The 18,506-nt window shown below is 41.8% G+C and carries 16 protein-coding genes; 9 read left to right on the forward strand and 7 right to left on the reverse strand.

What is annotated here, in order from left to right; genetic code table 11:
• Positions 1–408: 408 nt before the first annotated feature.
• The 3 genes from ACY3FQ_RS03190 to ACY3FQ_RS03200 all read right to left on the reverse strand — a co-directional run bounded on the left by ACY3FQ_RS03190 (position 409) and on the right by ACY3FQ_RS03200 (position 4,345).
• On the reverse strand, positions 409–1,872 hold the full coding sequence (locus tag ACY3FQ_RS03190) for an amino acid permease (protein WP_005400253.1): 1,464 nt from the start codon (positions 1,870–1,872) through the stop codon (positions 409–411).
• Between the two features lie 9 nt (positions 1,873–1,881).
• Complete coding sequence (locus ACY3FQ_RS03195) at positions 1,882–2,907, reverse strand: methyltransferase (protein WP_005400254.1); 1,026 nt, start codon at positions 2,905–2,907, stop codon at positions 1,882–1,884.
• Positions 2,908–2,974: 67 nt separating this feature from the next.
• Entirely contained in the window at positions 2,975–4,345 is a 1,371-nt protein-coding gene (locus tag ACY3FQ_RS03200) for a uracil-xanthine permease family protein (RefSeq protein WP_005400255.1), read from the reverse strand.
• Between the two features lie 171 nt (positions 4,346–4,516).
• On the opposite strand from ACY3FQ_RS03200, the gene typA reads away from it, so the two are divergent.
• From typA to ACY3FQ_RS03215, 3 genes are all read left to right on the forward strand, one after another.
• Complete coding sequence (gene typA / locus ACY3FQ_RS03205) at positions 4,517–6,355, forward strand: translational GTPase TypA (RefSeq protein WP_005400256.1); 1,839 nt, start codon at positions 4,517–4,519, stop codon at positions 6,353–6,355.
• Positions 6,356–6,556: 201 nt separating this feature from the next.
• Complete coding sequence (gene mscL, locus ACY3FQ_RS03210) at positions 6,557–6,991, forward strand: large conductance mechanosensitive channel protein MscL (protein WP_004695171.1); 435 nt, start codon at positions 6,557–6,559, stop codon at positions 6,989–6,991.
• Positions 6,992–7,119: 128 nt separating this feature from the next.
• Positions 7,120–7,449 carry a gamma-glutamylcyclotransferase family protein gene (locus ACY3FQ_RS03215; RefSeq protein WP_005400257.1) on the forward strand — a complete coding sequence of 110 codons (330 nt, stop codon included), beginning with the start codon at positions 7,120–7,122 and terminating at the stop codon, positions 7,447–7,449.
• Positions 7,450–7,507: 58 nt separating this feature from the next.
• Here ACY3FQ_RS03215 and ACY3FQ_RS03220 read toward each other — a convergent pair whose 3' ends face one another.
• Positions 7,508–7,792: a peptidylprolyl isomerase gene (locus ACY3FQ_RS03220; protein WP_005400258.1), complete on the reverse strand. Its 285-nt coding sequence runs from the start codon at positions 7,790–7,792 to the stop codon at positions 7,508–7,510.
• Positions 7,789–8,643, reverse strand: a complete 855-nt coding sequence (gene mutM, locus ACY3FQ_RS03225; RefSeq protein WP_004983112.1) for a bifunctional DNA-formamidopyrimidine glycosylase/DNA-(apurinic or apyrimidinic site) lyase — start codon at positions 8,641–8,643, stop codon at positions 7,789–7,791. Before mutM ends, ACY3FQ_RS03220 begins: the two co-directional genes overlap by 4 nt.
• A 343-nt stretch (positions 8,644–8,986) precedes the next feature.
• Between mutM and ACY3FQ_RS03230 the strand changes: the two genes are divergently transcribed.
• The 3 genes from ACY3FQ_RS03230 (at position 8,987) to ACY3FQ_RS03240 (ending at position 12,515) form a co-directional block, all read left to right on the forward strand.
• The gene (locus tag ACY3FQ_RS03230) at positions 8,987–10,267 is read left to right on the forward strand and encodes a carbohydrate porin (RefSeq protein ID WP_039889971.1); all 1,281 of its coding nucleotides are present in this window, start codon (positions 8,987–8,989) and stop codon (positions 10,265–10,267) included.
• Between the two features lie 108 nt (positions 10,268–10,375).
• On the forward strand, positions 10,376–11,491 hold the full coding sequence (locus ACY3FQ_RS03235; protein WP_005400260.1) for an NADH:flavin oxidoreductase/NADH oxidase: 1,116 nt from the start codon (positions 10,376–10,378) through the stop codon (positions 11,489–11,491).
• A gap of 100 nt (positions 11,492–11,591) precedes the next feature.
• Positions 11,592–12,515 carry an AEC family transporter gene (locus ACY3FQ_RS03240; protein ID WP_005400261.1) on the forward strand — a complete coding sequence of 308 codons (924 nt, stop codon included), beginning with the start codon at positions 11,592–11,594 and terminating at the stop codon, positions 12,513–12,515.
• A gap of 11 nt (positions 12,516–12,526) precedes the next feature.
• Here ACY3FQ_RS03240 and ACY3FQ_RS03245 read toward each other — a convergent pair whose 3' ends face one another.
• Positions 12,527–13,366 carry a tetratricopeptide repeat protein gene (locus ACY3FQ_RS03245; RefSeq protein ID WP_005400262.1) on the reverse strand — a complete coding sequence of 280 codons (840 nt, stop codon included), beginning with the start codon at positions 13,364–13,366 and terminating at the stop codon, positions 12,527–12,529.
• 293 nt (positions 13,367–13,659) lie between these two features.
• Between ACY3FQ_RS03245 and ACY3FQ_RS03250 the strand changes: the two genes are divergently transcribed.
• Positions 13,660–13,905, forward strand: coding sequence for a hypothetical protein (locus ACY3FQ_RS03250; protein ID WP_039890135.1), 246 nt, complete (start codon positions 13,660–13,662; stop codon positions 13,903–13,905).
• A 355-nt stretch (positions 13,906–14,260) separates the two neighbouring features.
• On the opposite strand, the gene ygfZ is transcribed toward ACY3FQ_RS03250, so the two are convergent.
• Positions 14,261–14,983, reverse strand: a complete 723-nt coding sequence (gene ygfZ / locus ACY3FQ_RS03255) for a CAF17-like 4Fe-4S cluster assembly/insertion protein YgfZ (protein ID WP_005400264.1) — start codon at positions 14,981–14,983, stop codon at positions 14,261–14,263.
• A 261-nt stretch (positions 14,984–15,244) separates the two neighbouring features.
• Between ygfZ and acnD the strand changes: the two genes are divergently transcribed.
• Together acnD and ACY3FQ_RS03265 are read left to right on the forward strand one after the other, a co-directional pair.
• Positions 15,245–17,851, forward strand: coding sequence for a Fe/S-dependent 2-methylisocitrate dehydratase AcnD (gene acnD / locus ACY3FQ_RS03260; RefSeq protein ID WP_005400265.1), 2,607 nt, complete (start codon positions 15,245–15,247; stop codon positions 17,849–17,851).
• A 158-nt stretch (positions 17,852–18,009) separates the two neighbouring features.
• Positions 18,010–18,506: hypothetical protein (locus ACY3FQ_RS03265; RefSeq protein ID WP_489773628.1), on the forward strand; the 497-nt coding region annotated here is incomplete at its 3' end.

The following is an 18,506-nucleotide window of genomic DNA, read 5'->3' on the forward strand; positions in this document are numbered from 1 at the left end:
TAATAATTTTGCCTTAAGAGTGAATGGATATTTCTAGTTGTTGATTTTTATAAAGATTTGTTTGCTAGCGAGATAATATTTCTGGCTTGATATTTAGGGGCTAGGAATTTGAGAGAGATCAGTGCTCAATAAGCCGTTTTATTTAGTTATGGCGGTGCGAATTGAGAGGCTAAATTTTTACTACCTAAATATGTAAATTGTTCATCGCGCAAGTGAACGGATGCTAGTTACAGAATATTAACTAAGTTTAGGATGGATCCGAGTCATAACTATCGATTCTATGTAACTTCAATAATTGACCTGTCTTATTGAAAATTGCGTTATTAATTTATGCTTTACGGCTTTAGTAAATGAATAAATGATAATAAAAAAACAGCCCGAAGGCTGTTTTTTTATTATGAAAGAATTTTATTCGCGATCAGGATTCATTGGACTGACATCCATTTCTTGGTAAGAAACCAGTTTGGTTTTGTATTTCCATTTATAGCCTAGCCAAATTGCCAAGAATAAGAAAATACCAATATAGGTCGATAAAACAGAAAGCCATTCGCCATCAAGCACCGCTTGGTAGTTTTGGCCTAAAACCACAATGGCACACAGAATAAAGGCAAACCACGGGGCAAAGGGAAAGAATTTCGCACGATAAGCTAAGTCTTCAACCTTATGACCTTGGGCAACATAGCCTTTACGGAAACGATAGTGTGAAACAGCAATCCCTAACCAAACAATAAAGCCACACATACCTGACATGTTGAGCAGCCAGTTGAAGACTTGTTCTTCGCCAATGAAAGTAGTTAAGAAACAGAGAGCAGCAATTGCTGTTGTCGCATAAAGCGCATTCATGGGTACGCCGCGAGGGTCTAATTTGGCAAACACTTTAGGTGCACTGCCATTTTGGGCCATATTAAACAGCATACGCGTCGATGAATACATCCCTGAGTTGCCTGCCGATAGAATCGCGGTTAAAATCACAGCATTCATCACGCTGGCTGCAAAGGCAAACCCCGCTTTTTCATAGAGTAAGGTAAATGGAGAGAGTGCAATATTCTCTGATGAAGCTGCTTGTAGCAGAAGTGGATCATCATATGAAATGAGTGTGCCGATAATGAAAATACACACCACATAAAACAGTAGAATACGCCAAAAAATCTGTTTGATGGCAATCGGAATCGTCTTTTGTGGATCTTTCGATTCGCCTGCAGCAACACCGACCATCTCGGTACCCTGAAACGAGAACCCTGCAATCATCGCCACACCAATCAGTGCAGATAAGCCACCAACGAAGGGTGCTTCACCTTTGGTCCAGTTCGCAAAAGTTGCGACACCTGGAGTCATCATGATTTTAGCAATCATGAAAATACCAATGATGATAAACACAATGATGGCAAGGACTTTGACCAAGGAAAAGAAAAATTCACTTTCACCAAAGCCTTTGACTGTCAGTGCATTGATCCCAAAGACAACGGCTAAGAAGAGAGCACTCCAGTAGAAACCGGGCAGGTCGGGAAACCAGAATTTCATGATGAATTGGACTGCAACCAATTCAAATGCAACCGTAATGGCCCAGTTATACCAATAGTTCCAGCCAAGGGCGAAACCAAAACCACCTTCAACATACTTGGTGCCATAGGTAAAAAATGCACCGGATGTTGGGTTATGTGTTGCCAACTCACCCAGACTGGTCATGAGAAAGTAAATCATCACACCAATTAAGCAGTAGGCCAATAACGCCCCGCCAGGGCCAGCATTTGCAATGGTTGCACCTGAGGCAAGGAATAAACCTGTACCAATTGAACCACCAATGGCGATCATATTCAGATGGCGAGCTCCAAGCTTCCGCTTGAGTTGAGCTGGTTGAGTCGTTTCGCTCATCATTGTTCCTTAAGATTTCTTTTGTGTGCTGGCAAACAGCACTTTAAAGCCTTGTTGATCGGCTTTGGTTGTACATTGGCCAAAACTTTGCTCAATGAGTAATGGATAATTCAGAAAGCGGTTGGCAACAATCCACAACTCGCCATCCGATTTAAGATGGCGACGGGATGTTTTGCATAAATTTTCGCTGGCATTGTAATCTGTATGAATGCCTTGATGGAATGGGGGGTTACTGACGATTGCGTGTAAAAACAGAGGAGCATCCTCAATTCCGTGTACCGCTTTAATCTCAAGTTGTTCTGGTAAAAGGTTATTTTTCTCAAAAGTCATTTTTGTTGAAGCTAATGCAAAGGCATCGACATCGAGTGCAAAAATGCGATTTTTCGGATTTAACTTGGCTAAATAAGCACTGATCATGCCTGCACCACAGCCAAAGTCTGCAATTTTTCCAGAAGTGACCTGTGAAAGATGAGGCAATAACACGGCTGTACCCACGTCCAGACGATTTTGACTAAATACACCCGGTAATGCGCAAATCTGTAATTCACCTTTCGGGGTTGGCACTGTATAGAGTTGTGCCCAATCGGCCAAAGGTTTTGCGGTTACGGTTTTTTCGGTGACCAATTGCCACATTTGACAATGTCGAGCACTGTCTAATTTGAGGGTTTTACCAAAAGGTTGTAGTTGTTTAGAGGCGCGCTCTACACCGCCTTTCTTTTCACCAACTAAAAAGATCAATGCGCCTACTGCCAAGCGACTGACCAGCTGGTGTAGGACATAATTGAGTAGTTCTTTTGACTTTGGAACAAATACGATGGCTTGATCAAAAGCGACATCAGGCAAATCTGTACCAAAATGCACATCACTTTGTTGGTTTTGGAAATATTGTAATTCGTTAAAATTCCATGTCCAAAAATGTGGCTCTACAGCATCAATCAGCTGTGTATTTAATTCGTCACACGGTGCATTGACCAGTAAAACTGAACCAGAGAGAAATTCTTGCTGGCGAAGAACAACTTCACTTCGTGGATCCATTTTATATACTCCATTGTAAAAACGATGCCCAGACAGTGCTGGGCAAAGTGCATACTGAAATGAACAATTATTTCTTCGTTTCAGGAAGAATAATATTTAATAACAATGCTGCAATACCACCTGTCGCAACACCTGAACTGAAGATGTTACGGAATAATTCAGGTAAATGTTCCAAAATTTGTGGAACTTGTGCAACACCTAAACCGAGTGCCAATGAAATGGCAATAATCAGTAGTGCGCGGCGGTCAAGATGAATACCTGACAGAATGTTAATTCCAGAAGCTGCTACAGCACCGAACATCACCATTACAGCGCCGCCTAAAACAGCTTGAGGTACCGCCTGAATCACACCTGCAACAGCAGGGAGTAAACCTAGAATCACCAATAACGCAGCAATCCAGATGCCGACATAACGGCTCGCAACGCCAGTAAGTTGAATTACACCATTGTTTTGCGCAAAGACTGAACTAGGAAAGGTGTTGAAAATACCAGCAAGGAAAGAGTTTGCACCATTCACCAAGACACCGCCTTTAATACGTTCCATCCAAGTGGCATCATCCACAGGCTGGTTGGAAAGTTTTGAAGTCGCGGTGATATCACCAATTGCTTCTAAAGACGTCACTAAATAGATGAAGGCCATTGGAATAAACAAGCTCCAAGAGAAGTCTAAACCAAAGTGCATTGGGGTTGGAATTTGAACCAAAGGTGCATCCTGAAGACCTGAAAAGTCAAGATGCCCCATAAAGCCTGCCAACACATAACCGACAATCAGTGCGATTAAAATAGCCGAACTTTTTACCCAAGTAATGCGAATACGGTTCAATATAATGATCAGTGCCAATACTGTACACGACATGATTAAGTTGTCTGTATTGGCAAAGGTATTGTTTGACATGGCTTGATAGCCACCACCCATGCTGATTAGACCTTCTTTAATGAGAGTCAAACCAATCAATAACACCACAATGCCTGTGACCAACGGGGTAATGAGCATTTTCACCCAAGGCAGAATACGTGACACGCCCATTTCAATAAATGAACCTGCGATTACTACACCAAAAATTGCAGCCATGACGGATTCTACAGGAGTACCTGCAGCAACCATGGCAGAGCCAATTCCAATAATCGGGCCGATAAAGTTAAAACTGGTGCCCTGAACAATCAATAAGCCTGCACCAAAAGGTCCAACTTTTTTACATTGTAAGAAGGTTGCAATCCCTGAAATGACCAAAGACATGGATAAAATCATGTTGGTGTCTTCTTTCGACACACCAAGCGCTAGACAGATGAGTAAGCCCGGAGTAACAATTGGGACAATAATTGCAAGGAGATGTTGAAAGGCAGCAAGAAAAGCAATGATTGGGCGAGGGCGGTCGTTTAAACCATAGACCAAATCGAGTTGATCTGTTTGATTGGGAGAGAGATTTTGATCAGACATATGTCAAAGGGTGTTAGCAAGGTGGCGCTATTCTAATCGCTTTACACAGCTTTACAAAATTAATTACACACCACTTATCAAAAAAAATGAGTCTGTCAATAAACTGTCACTACTAAATTCTATTATTTTTCTGTATAATTTGCCCTCAAACTTTAGGCGTATCGAATTTACATGTCAGATATCAAAACTCTCCGCAACATTGCCATCATTGCGCACGTTGACCACGGTAAAACCACTCTAGTAGACAAACTTTTACAGCAATCAGGTGCACTTGGCGATCGTGCAGGCGAGATTGAGCGTGTCATGGATTCAGGCGCGATTGAAAGTGAACGTGGTATTACCATTCTTGCAAAAAACACTGCAATCAAATGGTTAGATTCACGTACCAATACAGAATACCGTATTAACATCGTCGACACCCCAGGGCACGCGGACTTCGGTGGTGAAGTTGAACGTGTAATGTCGATGGTTGACTGTGTACTTCTTCTTGTTGACTCTCAAGAAGGCCCAATGCCACAAACTCGTTTCGTAACGCAAAAAGCGTTCGCACGTGGTTTGAAGCCAATCGTAATTATCAACAAAGTCGACAAGCCAAGCGCGCGTCCAGATTGGGTTATTGACCAAGTATTTGATTTGTTTGATAACCTTGGTGGTTCTGACGAACAGTTAGACTTCCCAGTTGTTTACGCTTCAGGTCTTCGTGGTGTTGCTGGTCCATCTCCAGAAGAACTTGCTGAAGATATGACTCCATTGTTCCAAACCATCGTAGACATTGTTGAGCCACCAGCAGTTGATGTTGATGGTCCATTCCAAATGCAGATTTCTTCACTTGACTATAACAGCTTCGTAGGTGTTATCGGTGTTGGTCGTATTCAACGTGGTTCAGTTGGTCTGAACACTCAAGTTACTGTAATTGATAAAGAAGGTAAGACTCGTAACGGTCGTATCTTAAAAATCATGGGTTACCACGGTTTAGAACGTGTTGATGTTGATTCTGCTCAAGCAGGCGATATCGTATGTATCACAGGTATTGATGAACTTCATATCTCTGACACAATTTGTGATCCGAAAAATGTTGAAGCTTTACCACCATTGTCTGTAGATGAACCTACAGTAACGATGACTTTCCAAGTAAACAACTCACCGTTTGCTGGTAAAGAAGGTAAATTCGTAACTTCACGTAACATCCGTGAGCGTTTAGACCGTGAATTAATTCATAACGTAGCGTTACGTGTTGAAGACACTGATAGTCCAGACCGTTTCAAAGTATCTGGTCGTGGTGAACTTCACCTTTCAGTTCTTATTGAAAACATGCGTCGTGAAGGCTTCGAGATGGGCGTATCTCGTCCACAAGTAATCTTGAAAGAAGTTGATGGCGAAAAGCAAGAGCCATACGAAAACGTAACATTTGACGTTGAAGAACAGCACCAAGGTTCTGTAATGGAACAAATGGGTCACCGTAAAGGCGAAATGACGAATATGGAAGTTGACGGTAAAGGCCGTATCCGTATTGAAGCAACTGTTCCTTCACGTGGCTTAATTGGTTTCCGTTCAGAATTCTTGACCATGACTTCTGGTACAGGGATCATGACTTCAAGCTTCTCGCATTACGGTCCAATGAAACAAGGTACTGTTGCGAAACGTCAAAACGGTGTGTTGATTTCTATGGTTCAAGGTACTTGCCTTGGCTATGCATTGTTCACATTGCAGGACCGTGGTCGTCTATTTGCTAAACCTCAGTTAGAAGTTTACGAAGGTATGATCATTGGTATTAACTCTCGTTCAGATGACATGACAGTTAACCCAACTAAAGCAAAACAGTTAACAAACGTACGTGCTTCTGGTACTGATGATGCGTTGACTCTTGTTCCTGCTGTTGAATATACGCTTGAACAAGCGCTTGAATTCATTGAAGATGATGAATTAGTTGAAGTAACACCTAAGTCAATTCGTATCCGTAAGCGTTACTTGACTGAAAACGAACGTAAACGTAACCGTTCTGGTAAATAAGTTTTAAAAATGATGTTGCCCCATGCGGGGCCGTGACATTTAAAAATGCCATCAATTTATTGATGGCATTTTTTTGTTTAAAATTAGCAAACAAATATATAAAAGCAGATGATTTCCGAGTAAATTACGTGGAAATGAAGCTATAAAATTAATGTATACTTCGTCACATAAATTAAAGTCAAAAAATAACTGGAGATTTAGATGAGTATTGTTCAAGAATTCCGCGAATTTGCGGTAAAAGGCAACATGATTGATTTGGCTGTCGGTGTAATCATCGGTGGTGCATTTGGTAAAATTGTCGATTCATTGGTGAAAGACATCATCATGCCATTGATCACGGTTGTGACTGGTGGTGGTGTAGATTTCACACAGAAATTCTTTGTTTTGGGGGACAACCCAAATAATTTACAGTCTTTAGATGAGTTGACCAAAGCTGGGGTGAACGTCCTGACTTATGGTAACTTTCTTACGATTTTAATTAACTTCATCATTTTGGCATGGGTGGTGTTCTTAATGGTGAAAATGATTAATCGTATGCGCCGTAAACAAGAAGAAGCAGCGCCAGAACCAGCAGCAACGCCAGAAGATATCGAGTTGCTACGTGAAATTCGTGATGAATTGAAAAAACGTCAGTAATCGAACGGTTAAAATAAAACGGCACATCAAGTGCCGTTTTTTTTATGTCTGAGACTTATCCAAAGACTGGTTTTTGTACAATTTTGACTTTATGATGCGCGCTGATTGAATAGCTGTGGTGATGCCATATGAACCAATTATTTGTCTATGGGACGCTCCGTCCAAATCATGAAAATGCCTATCTTTTAGAGCGTATAGGTGGAACATGGCAAAAAGGCTATGTGCATGGCGTGGTGCATATTTTGGATTGGGGACCTGACAAAGGCTTATTCGCCATTATTTTAGATCCGCAAGCAGCAGCAGTTGAAGGATATTTTTTTAGCAGTGAAAAATTAACCGAACATTGGGATGCGTTGGATGAGTTTGAAGGGATACAGTATCAACGGGTGAGGGTGCAAGGGATGCTGGAATCTGGCGAACGTGTTGATGCTTGGACATATGAGATGAAAGAGGCTTAATCAAATACGGTGTTTGTGATGTGCTTAGACTTAAACACATCACACACTGGGTAACTTTTTAAAAATCCATACGGAATTTAATTTCTAGTAAATGAAAACCAAATTGGCTCTTGATGGGGCCATGTAGTACTTTTTCAGCTGCACTAAAAACCAATTTATCAATTGCAGGCACCAATTGGCCTTTTTTGACTTCACCCAGTTCACCACCGCGCTTAGCTGAATTACAGGTGGAATATTGCTTGGCAATTTTGGCGAAATCGGCACCATCGTGGATTTTCTTTTTCAGTTGTTCAGCGAGGTCTTTGTCTTTGACCAAAATATGACGAACAATGGCAGTTTTCATTTGGTTTTTCCTCGAGCTGTGGCTTTGGGCTTAGGTTGCACTTTTTTCAGCGGTTGGCATTCGGGACAAAATACAGAAGCACGCTGTCCCAGTTTGATGTTTTCAAGCGTGGTTTCGCAGTTCACACACATTTCACCTGCTCGGCCATAAGCCAATAAGGTTTGTTGAAAGTAGCCATTTTCACCCATCGCATTGGAATAGTCCCGCAGGGTAGACCCACCTAAGTCGATGGCCTGCTGCAAGATACGTTTAATCTCGACCACCAATTTTTCAATTTGGTCGTGCGTTAAACTAGACGCCACTTGCGCAGGGTGTATGCCCAAATTAAACAAACTCTCTGTGGCATAGATATTTCCGACACCAACCACCACATGATTATCCATGATTGCAACTTTTATGCCGACCTGTTTGTTTTTCAACTTTTGACTTAAATATTCAGCGTTAAAATCAGCACTCAGTGGTTCAGGCCCAAGTGTATCGATTAACTTGGTTTGCGAATATTCATCCAGCCATAAAATACAGCCGAAGCGGCGCGGATCATGGTAGCGTAGCTCGACATCTTCAAAACGAATAATCAAATGATCGTGTTTACGCAGGGTTTCACCCACCTCACAAATACGGAAACTCCCTGACATGCCCAAATGCCAAAGCATCGTGTCTTGTTCAAAAACGGCCAAAATGTATTTAGAACGGCGTTTGAGTTGAATTAAACGCTGTCCCACCAGTTTGCTGAGATCGGCGGGAATCGGCCAGCGCAGGCTCGACTGGCGAACTTCAATACTGAGTACTTGTTGATCTAATAACGGCGCTAAACTGGCTTTGGTGGTTTCAACTTCGGGTAATTCTGGCATGGCAACATGAGCTGATAAAACTTGAGGTTAATATTGCGGTGTACACGCAAGATTGCAAGTGATTTCAACGAGAGGCTTGCCTTTAGCACATTTGTACGGAGCTAGAGTGCAAGTGTGATCAGGAATCATCTTCCTTAAATTACACTCTTGAATTGAGTGAAAACTGCTATGAATCACCCGAATCCAATCTTCTATTTATAGCTGTGGACGATATTGATAACTTTTTTTGACTTAATGATAAAAATTTTGCTGAGATCTTTGTTTAAAAATTATGTACTTTTCATTAAATTTTTCATTTAAATGAAATGGATTGTTCTTCATTTTAGTTTGGGGCTTAGGTTTTATGCGACAGTTTTCTTTCTCTTTATTTGCAACTGCAATGTGTGCCTGGGCGACAGTGAGTCATGCGGAGCAGATGTTGGATGTACATGGTCAGTATTTGTTTGGTGACTGGCAGGGAAAACGAACTGAATTGGCGCAAAAAGGCATTAAGTTTGAAGCCAATGCTTTAACAGATACCAACTATTTGGCGGATGGCGGGCATAATGCAGGTGCAAGCCCAAATACCGCTTCACAGTTTTGGCTAGGTACACAATTTGATTTAGAGAAGCTAGCGGGCTGGGAAGGGGTCACCATTCGTTTTGTTGCGACTGCGCGTCAAGGACAAAGTACCTCAATTCGAGATTTGCAAGATCCTTCTGCACCGCAATTAGCCAATGTGCAAGCCACCTATGGCCGTGGAAACCAAGACAGCCGTTTATCTGAGCTTTCGATTGAAAAGCGATTTAAAGAACAAGGGCTCAGTGTCAAAGTTGGGCGACTGGGTTTGGGTTCTGATTTTGATGTGATGGCGTGTGATTTTGTTAGTAATGCCTTTTGTGCCGCACAAATGGGGAAATGGCAGGGCAATATCTGGATGAATACGCCGGTTTCACAATGGGGCGGTCGCATTAAATATCAACTGACCCCTGAAGTGATAACGCAAATTGGTGTTTACGAATTCAATCCAGATAATGGCAATGGCAAAGCCGAGGGACAAGGTTGGAGCCTAGACACAGAACATGCCGACGGTGTGACTATTCCAGTAGAAGTGATTTGGACACCGAAAGCACTATTCAATGGTTTGGCGGGGAGTTATCGGGTCGGTGGGATATATAACACCGCAGATGATCCAAATAACCAATATGACGTGGCTTATGGCAAAGGTGTGGTTGGCGAAGACCGGACATTTGCAGGATGGATTGCCATCGAACAGCAACTGACTTCAACGGGTGCAGGGCGCCAAGGTTTGCATAGTTTTGCCAACTTTACATGGCATGACCGCATCACCAATAAAGTAGATAACTCACAACAAGTGGGGCTGAAATATATTGGGGTATTTGAGCAGCATCCGACGGATATTTTAGGTTTGGGGGTGAATCGTGTACATCTGAATGAGCGATTCACTGCGGGTAAAGTACAGTATGATGCGAGCGCGGAATACAATATTGAACTGAACTATAGCTATAACCCTACGCCATGGTTAATGTTACGTCCCAACATTCAGTATGTGGTCAACTCAGGTTCAAGCCATGTGGTGGATAATGCATTGGTCTTGGGGCTTGGAAGCCGCATTATTTTCTAAATGGATAGCCATAAAAGTGCAAAGGTTTGACAGCAGATTTGCACTTTTAGCGTTGAATGCAAGGCACTTTATTTGTTATAGATCATAGTGAGTACAGGGAGAGCGGTGATGCCATTATTATTTCAACCCATTCAATTTGGGGATCTAAACTTAACAAATAAAATCGTGATTGCACCGATGTGCCAATACTCAGCCAATGATGCAGGAGAGTTGAGCTATTGGCATGAGCAACAATGGGCCAATTATGCTTTGTCAGGTGCGGGCTTATGTATTATTGAAGCGACAGCCGTACAAGCTGTGGGACGAATCAGTTTTGCGGATTTAGGGCTGTGGAATGATTTGCAACGTGCACAAATGAAGGCCTTGCTTCAAAAAGTCAAAACACTTTCACCAATGCCTTTTGCCATTCAACTGGCACATGCGGGGCGTAAAGCATCGACCGATCGTCCTTGGTCGGGAAAAGGTCAAATCAAACCGAATGAACCGCATGGTTGGCAAACGGTGTCTGCCAGTGATGTCCCCTTTAAGCCCGAAGAGCACGCACCACATGCTTTGAGTGTGGCGGAGATGCAAGACATCATCGATGACTTTGCCAGTGCAGCAGTACGGGCAGTAGATGCAGGTTTTGAGCTGATCGAACTACATGCAGCCCATGGCTATTTGTTGCATCAGTTCATGTCACCGCTGTCGAACCGACGGACTGATGAATATGGCGGAAGTTTTGAAAACCGCATTCGATTTACCTTAGAAGTATTCCAAGCCATTAAACAAGCTGTTCCTGAAAATTATCCCGTAGGTATACGTTTATCTGCAACTGATTGGATGGAGTCGACCGCAACAGAAAGTTGGGATATTGATTCAACGGTTGGGCTATCGAAAGTGTTAGAGCAACTCGGTGCGGCTTATATTCATGTTTCAAGTGGTGGCTTGCATGTGGAACAAGACATTCAGATTAAGCCCAAGTATCAAGTGCCTTTTGCCCATGCAGTGAAACAAGCGGTGAAAATTCCAGTCATTGCGGTGGGCTTGATTACAGAAGCTAAGCAGGCTGAACATATTTTAGAAGCGCAAGAAGCGGATGCAATTGGTCTGGCGCGTGCCATGTTGTATGACCCACGATGGCCGTGGCATGCCGCTGCAGAACTGGGTGGGAAAGTCTCTATCGCACCGCAGTATTTACGGTGTCAGCCACATGGGATCAAAGATTTGTTTTCTGCGTTTTAATCATATATTCGCCCATTGGTCTTTTAAAATATTTCAACTGAGTAAAGGTGTATCCTAGGATAGGTCTTTATTTACATCATCTGGAAAAGGAACAGCTTGAATGATTTTTTCGGTAATTTTTCCAGTATTTTTCCTGCTCTTCCTTGGTTTTGCCTCTGTCAAAATCCAGTTGCTCGCTAAAGAGCAAATGACTGCGATCAGTGCTTTTGTCATCAAAATTGCGTTACCTGCTTTATTGTTGCATGCCTTAGCTTCAAAAGATTTGCATGAAATTTGGTATCCGTCATATTTTTATGTTTATGCCGCTGTGACCTTTGGTTTATTTATTACGGCTTTTATTTTAGGTCAAAAGCTGTTTAAAAATCACTTTACCCATGCTGCAGTCTTTTCACTGGGTGCATCCATGTCCAATACGGGGTTATTGGGAGCAGCAATTTTGACACTTCTGATGGGAAGTGAAGCGATGATTTACATTTCATTGGTGGTGATCATTGAAAGTGTATTTTTGGTTCCATTGATGCTTACGCTGGCAGAAATAGGGCGACAAAGACAAGCCAATTTAGCCTCCATTTTAAAAACCACATTTCTCACTTTACTTAAAAATCCACTGTTTTTGTCGGTGATGATTGGTATGAGTTGTGCGATTTTCGAAATTCAAATTCCACATTTAATCGACCAAGTGTTTGCGATGCTAGGCCAGACCGCAGCACCTTTAGCGCTCTTTATTATTGGTGGGGGCATGGTGGGGCTAACCATTCAATCGTTTAACTTACAAACCATTTATCTGGTGGGGTCTAAAAATATTTGTATGCCCATCTTGGTCTATTTAGGCCTGACTTATTTGACTGAGTTAGACCAAAAGATGATTTATGCAGGGACCTTGATTGCAGCTTTACCGATGCCCTCTCTATTTGGAATTTTTGGGCAAGTGTATGGCTTGAATGAAAAAGCACTCACTCCATTGATGATCAGTACGCTATTGAGTTTTGTGGTGGTTAGTGTCTTGATTGGTCTTTGGTGGTGAAAAAAATACTCTCAATTGAGAGTATTTTTTTGAAGAAGAGATTTATTTTTGACCGCAGCTGTTGCAGCAGGGGCTTTGGCTTGATCGGCAATCATTTTATCAACCATCGCCAAAGATTCTTTGGCTTGCGGTACATTTTCCTTGGCTAAAGCGGTGAAAATTTTCTTCGCTTCAGGCAAGTTCTGCGGAATGATATTGCCATTAGCAAACATATTGCCTACGGCCATCAGGGCAGGAATATAGCCTTTTTTGGCTAAGTCTTGAATGCTGTTGAGGCCTTTTTGAATCGGCGCTTCTTGTTTGTTTTTAAAGCCTGTGCTGATGTCGTACAGAGCTTGTGCATGAATGGCTTGATAGTTGCCTTTTTTCACCAAAGGCTCAAGTTTCTTAAGGGCTAACTTTTCAGACTCTGGTTTATTTTCAGAAAATAACAGCACGGCATATTCAACGGTTGCATCATCAAAGCCTAGTTTAGATGCGGCTTCAAAGTGTTGTTTGGCTTTGTTAATGTCTTGAGGCAAGCCTAAAGTACCAGTGACATAGTTTTTCGCAAGCACATAATGCGCAACAGGGTAGCCTTTGTTTGCAGCATCTTGATAGAGCTGAATGGCTTTCTTCTCATTCTTCGCTGTGCCTTGGCCAGTCTGAGTCAAATAAGCCAAGTTATACATGGCTTGTGGGTTGCCAGACTTTGCCAGTTTTTCTAAAGCCTGATATGCCCCCGCCATATTGTTGGCTTTAACCATTTCCTCAATCTTGGCAAATTCGGGGTTGATGGTATCTTGAGTGGAGGCTGCAAGTGCAAGCTGGCTAGAGAGTGCAATTAAGCTTGCAAGTACGATTTTCTTCATGTTTTATAAACCTTTTTCTTACACATAAGTCCATCTATGTGTGTATTTGTTTTTAGTCATTTCACATCATAAGTTGAATTGTGTGAATGTAAATATCTGAATTGTGTCTTGGTCTTACAAATTTCCGTTGATTGTATTGATCGGTATATCTTTTTCCAATACAAACCGCGTGCTGTGCAGTGGAAAAGTCTGAAACGTGTTATTGGTATTTGTAGCTGATGAGATTCGGGTTTTATTAGGATTCTGGCTTAGATTCTGTTTAAATAGCGCTGAAAATGAGTAGTGAGTTCAGCATGTTTATTAAGTCAATTAAGCGAAATTATTTAAAAGTTTTGGCCGATGAGTCGATTCCAGATGGCGAAAAAACTGATGCCTTATTGATGAAATTGGGTGGTGAGTTTTTAGTGAGCAAAGATGACCGTGTATATATTTTTGAAAAAGACGGTGTGACCGCAAAATTTGATGCTAAACATGCACGAGATTTTTCATTCAAAGACTATCTCTGCAAAGACATGAATAAGCTGTTTCATGATTTTTGATATTTCATATTCATTGAAAATGAGTGAACTGTTCAATAGTGCTGTTAAATAGTTTAAGTCCTTGGATGAGCCTTTTACCCAAGTACTGATGCTTGCTATAGAGTTCTAAAGCAATAATTTTTTTATGTTTTGTTTATACCTGAAGAACGAGTGTGAATGTCTTTACCCACTGCAAAGATACTTGCAGTGGTCAGCCTAAAAGATAATAGGACTTATTATTGTTCCGATGATAAGGATGGTGTGATTTATTATGTGAGGAAGAAAGATCCCTCATCGCTCTAAGTTAAAAAAAGCCTCTAAAACTAAGAATAAGTTTTAGAGGCTAATTTATCACAACATTCTAAAATTTATAGACTTATTGTGGGCGAGCCACATCACCATTTAAGCGTTCTGGTAAGTCTAAAACCGTCATATCCAGTTCGGTCAAAGACTCAGGACGTGCCACCACCAACGCGATATAACCGCCATCAATCGCAGCGCTGTTCACCACTTGAATACCTTTATTCAACTGTTCAGCTTGCGCAGGTGCACTGCCTGTACCCTGAATTAAATGTAACCATGCTTTAGGTTTAGCTTTAAACCATAAACGTGCAATCACTTCCTGTCCCAAATAACAGCCTTTGTCATAGTGTACCCCTCCACGCTGGTGTAACCGAAGTTCTTGAGGTTGAAACATATGCTCAATGCTTTGGTCAATAAATGCCTCACCATGAGTAATGGCTTGCACTTGCCATGCAGCAATATCGGTAGGCTCAGCAGAAAAGGTGGTACGGTCTTGCGTGAAGGTTGGGAAAACTGAACCCACAGGTTCAAGTTTCATTTTAGAGAAAGCACCAAACTTTTTAATGTGCTTAGCAAATTCTTCCGACTGGTCTTGAGTGGTGACAATTTCAAAATGTTCAGGGTTACGTTTTGTCAGCCACAAACCAAAGTGGATACGGCCTTTCAAGTCACAAATGGCGGTGTATTGCGTTGTATTTTCAGCCAAAGCTTCAACGTTGACCGTCACTTGACCTTGTAAAAATTTGAGTGCATCTACACCAATTAAAGTGAAAGAGGAGAAAGCTAGATCGCTCATGAATTGCTCGCCTACCTTAAAATCTAATACTAAAGAATTAGGGCTATTTTCCGCTATTTTTCAGAAAAAATCATATTTAGAGTAAATATTTAAAAGTTAATGTAACTAAATATTTCAAAAACCCCTATTTTTATACCTAAGTTTATGAAATATAAACGATTTGGGAAATGGGTTTTCGACAGTGTAGTATGCCTAGCAGACAAAGATGAATTGTCTAGTAAAGACAGTGAAGAAAAATGAAACACCAAAGGCAGGAACGCTATGAACAATAATCACCGCAAACCACTGCAAGGCACCCAGCTAGAATACTTTGATGTGCGAGAAGCCGTTGAACTGATTCAGCCAGGCGCTTATGCAAAACTTCCATACACCTCAAAAGTATTGGCTGAACAGTTAGTGCGTCGTTGTGATCCTGCCATTTTGGAGCAGTCACTAAAAGAACTGATTTTCTCAAAACAAGATCACGATTTCCCTTGGTATCCAGCTCGCGTCGTTTGCCATGACATCCTTGGACAAACAGCATTGGTAGACCTTGCTGGTTTACGTGATGCGATTGCAGACCAAGGTGGTGACCCATCTAAAGTGAATCCTGTTGTGCCAACACAGTTGATTGTCGATCACTCTTTAGCTGTGGAATACGGTGGTTTTGACCCAGACGCCTTTGAGAAAAACCGTGCCATTGAAGACCGTCGTAACGAAGACCGTTTTCACTTCATCGAATGGACCAAGACAGCATTTGAAAATGTTGATGTGATCCCAGCGGGTAACGGCATCATGCACCAAATCAACTTGGAGAAAATGTCTCCAGTGGTGCAAAATCGTGATGGCGTGGCATTCCCAGATACTTGTGTCGGTACAGACTCACACACACCACATACCGATGCACTTGGTGTGATTTCGATTGGTGTCGGTGGTTTAGAAGCTGAAAATGTAATGCTCGGTCGTGCGTCTTGGATGCGTCTTCCAGACATTATCGGGGTTGAATTTGTTGGACAACGTCAAGCGGGGATCACTGCAACCGATATCGTTTTAGCTTTAACTGAGTTTTTGCGTAAAGAACGTGTGGTCGGTGCATATTTAGAATTCTTTGGTGAAGGTGCGGACAGCATGTCGGTGGGGGATCGTGCCACGATTTCCAACATGACACCTGAATATGGCGCAACAGCGGCGATGTTTTATATTGACCAAAACACCATTGATTATCTAACCCTGACAGGTCGTGAAGCCGAGCAAGTTGCACTTGTTGAAAACTATGCTAAAGAAATTGGTCTTTGGGCATCAGATATGAAACAAGCGGAATATCCACGTGTCTTGCGCTTCGATCTTTCAACAGTAACACGTAATATTGCTGGCCCATCAAACCCGCATGCACGTGTATCGACTGCGGATTTAAAAGAAAAAGGCATTGCAGGCGTTGTTGAAAACCGTAGCGATGGCTTAATGCCAGACGGTGCTGTGATTATCGCTGCAATTACGTCATGTACCAATACATCAAACCCACGTAATACCGTTGCAGCAGGTTTATTGGCACGTAAAGCCAATGAATTGGGCTTAACCCGTAAACCTTGGGTGAAATCTTCTTTTGCACCGGGTTCTAAAGCTGCTGCTTTATATCTTGAAGAAGCAGGCGTATTGGATGACTTAGAAAAACTCGGTTTTGGTATCGTGGCGTATGCATGTACCACCTGTAACGGTATGTCAGGTGCTTTAGACCCTAAACTGCAACAAGAAATTATTGACCGTGACTTGTATGCAACAGCGGTGCTTTCGGGTAACCGTAATTTCGATGGTCGTATCCATCCTTATGCAAAACAAGCGTTCTTGGCATCACCTCCGCTGGTTGTAGCGTATGCGATTGCAGGAACCATTCGTTTTGACATCGAAAAAGATGCTTTAGGTTCAGATAAAGACGGTAATCCAATTTACTTGAAAGATATTTGGCCTTCTGATGAAGAAATTGATGCATTGGTCAAAGAAGCGGTGAAACCTGAACAGTTCCGTAAAGTGTATATTCCAATGTTTGATTTGGGTGTTACTGAAAAAGCAGCAAGTCCTTTGTATGACTGGCGTCCGCAAAGTACCTATATCCGCCGTCCACCGTATTGGGAAGGGGCATTGGCTGCACCTCGTACATTGTCGAACATGCGTCCGCTTGCAATCTTGCCTGACAATATTACAACGGATCATTTGTCGCCATCGAATGCAATTATGATGGATTCGGCAGCAGGTGAGTATCTACATAAAATGGGCGTACCTGAAGAAGACTTTAACTCGTATGCAACGCACCGTGGTGACCACTTGACGGCACAACGTGCAACGTTTGCGAACCCGAAACTGTTTAATGAAATGGTGGTGCGCGCGGACGGTACGATTAAGCAAGGTTCGAAAGCACGTGTAGAGCCTGAAGGCGAAGTGATGCGTATGTGGGAAGCGATTGAAACTTATATGAATCGTAAGCAACCGCTGATTATCATTGCAGGTAAAGACTATGGTCAGGGTTCTAGTCGTGACTGGGCTGCTAAAGGTGTTCGTCTTGCTGGTGTTGAAGCGATTGTGGCAGAAGGTTTTGAGCGTATTCACCGTACTAACTTGGTGGGTATGGGCGTGTTACCGCTTGAGTTTAAAGCAGGAACTGACCGTAAAACTTTAGGTTTAGATGGTACTGAGCTGTATAGCGTGATTGGTAATATTGCGCCACGTTCGACGTTAACTTTAGTCATTGAGCGTGCTACGGAAGATGGTAAGAGTGAAATCGTTGAAGTGCCTGTCACTTGTCGCCTAGATACTGAAGAAGAAGTGTCTGTATATGAAGCGGGTGGTGTATTGCAACGCTTTGCGCAGGATTTCTTGGAAGGGAATGTGGCGTGATGTAATTCTTTAAATCCTCCCCTTACGGAATATATTCTTCACCTTTGAAAAAGGAAGGAGTTCCCCTCTTTTTAAAGAGGGGTTACGGGAGATTAAAGTCATTGAAATTGTTGTAAAAAGACCCTACTGTTAAGTGGGTTTTTTTTTGAGTTAGAGACATGCAGTTCACCAAAGACATAAAAGCTCGATTAGAAAGAATATTTCAAGATTTCAAATTAATAGATACTTCATCTGAATCTAAATTAGATGAAAAAACAGCAATATCTGTTTCTCGTAAAGATTTTCCAGTCGAGTCTATACTATTATTTACTCTTCATAAGATATGTGGATTTAGAACAATATTCAGATGGGATAAGATGCATTGGGGAGTAATTTTTGAATATAAAGGTGCGGTAAATTTAATTAGCTCTCACAAATTTGGTTTAAGATTGTATAGTGAACGAATAGCAGATGTTGAAGCTATTCAGAAGGAATTAATTAATAAATTAAAGAAAAATATTAAATTTATTGAAAAGAATATTTTGAATCAGTATGCTGAAAATCAAGTTGCATTAAATAATTTTACAATTCCAAATCTTTTCCATAAATTAAGTGGTCAATATTATTATTTTCGCGACCAGTCTAAAAAAATGTTTAAAAAAGAAATTGATAACAT

It is taken from the genome of Acinetobacter sp. AB03 (assembly GCF_058107045.1).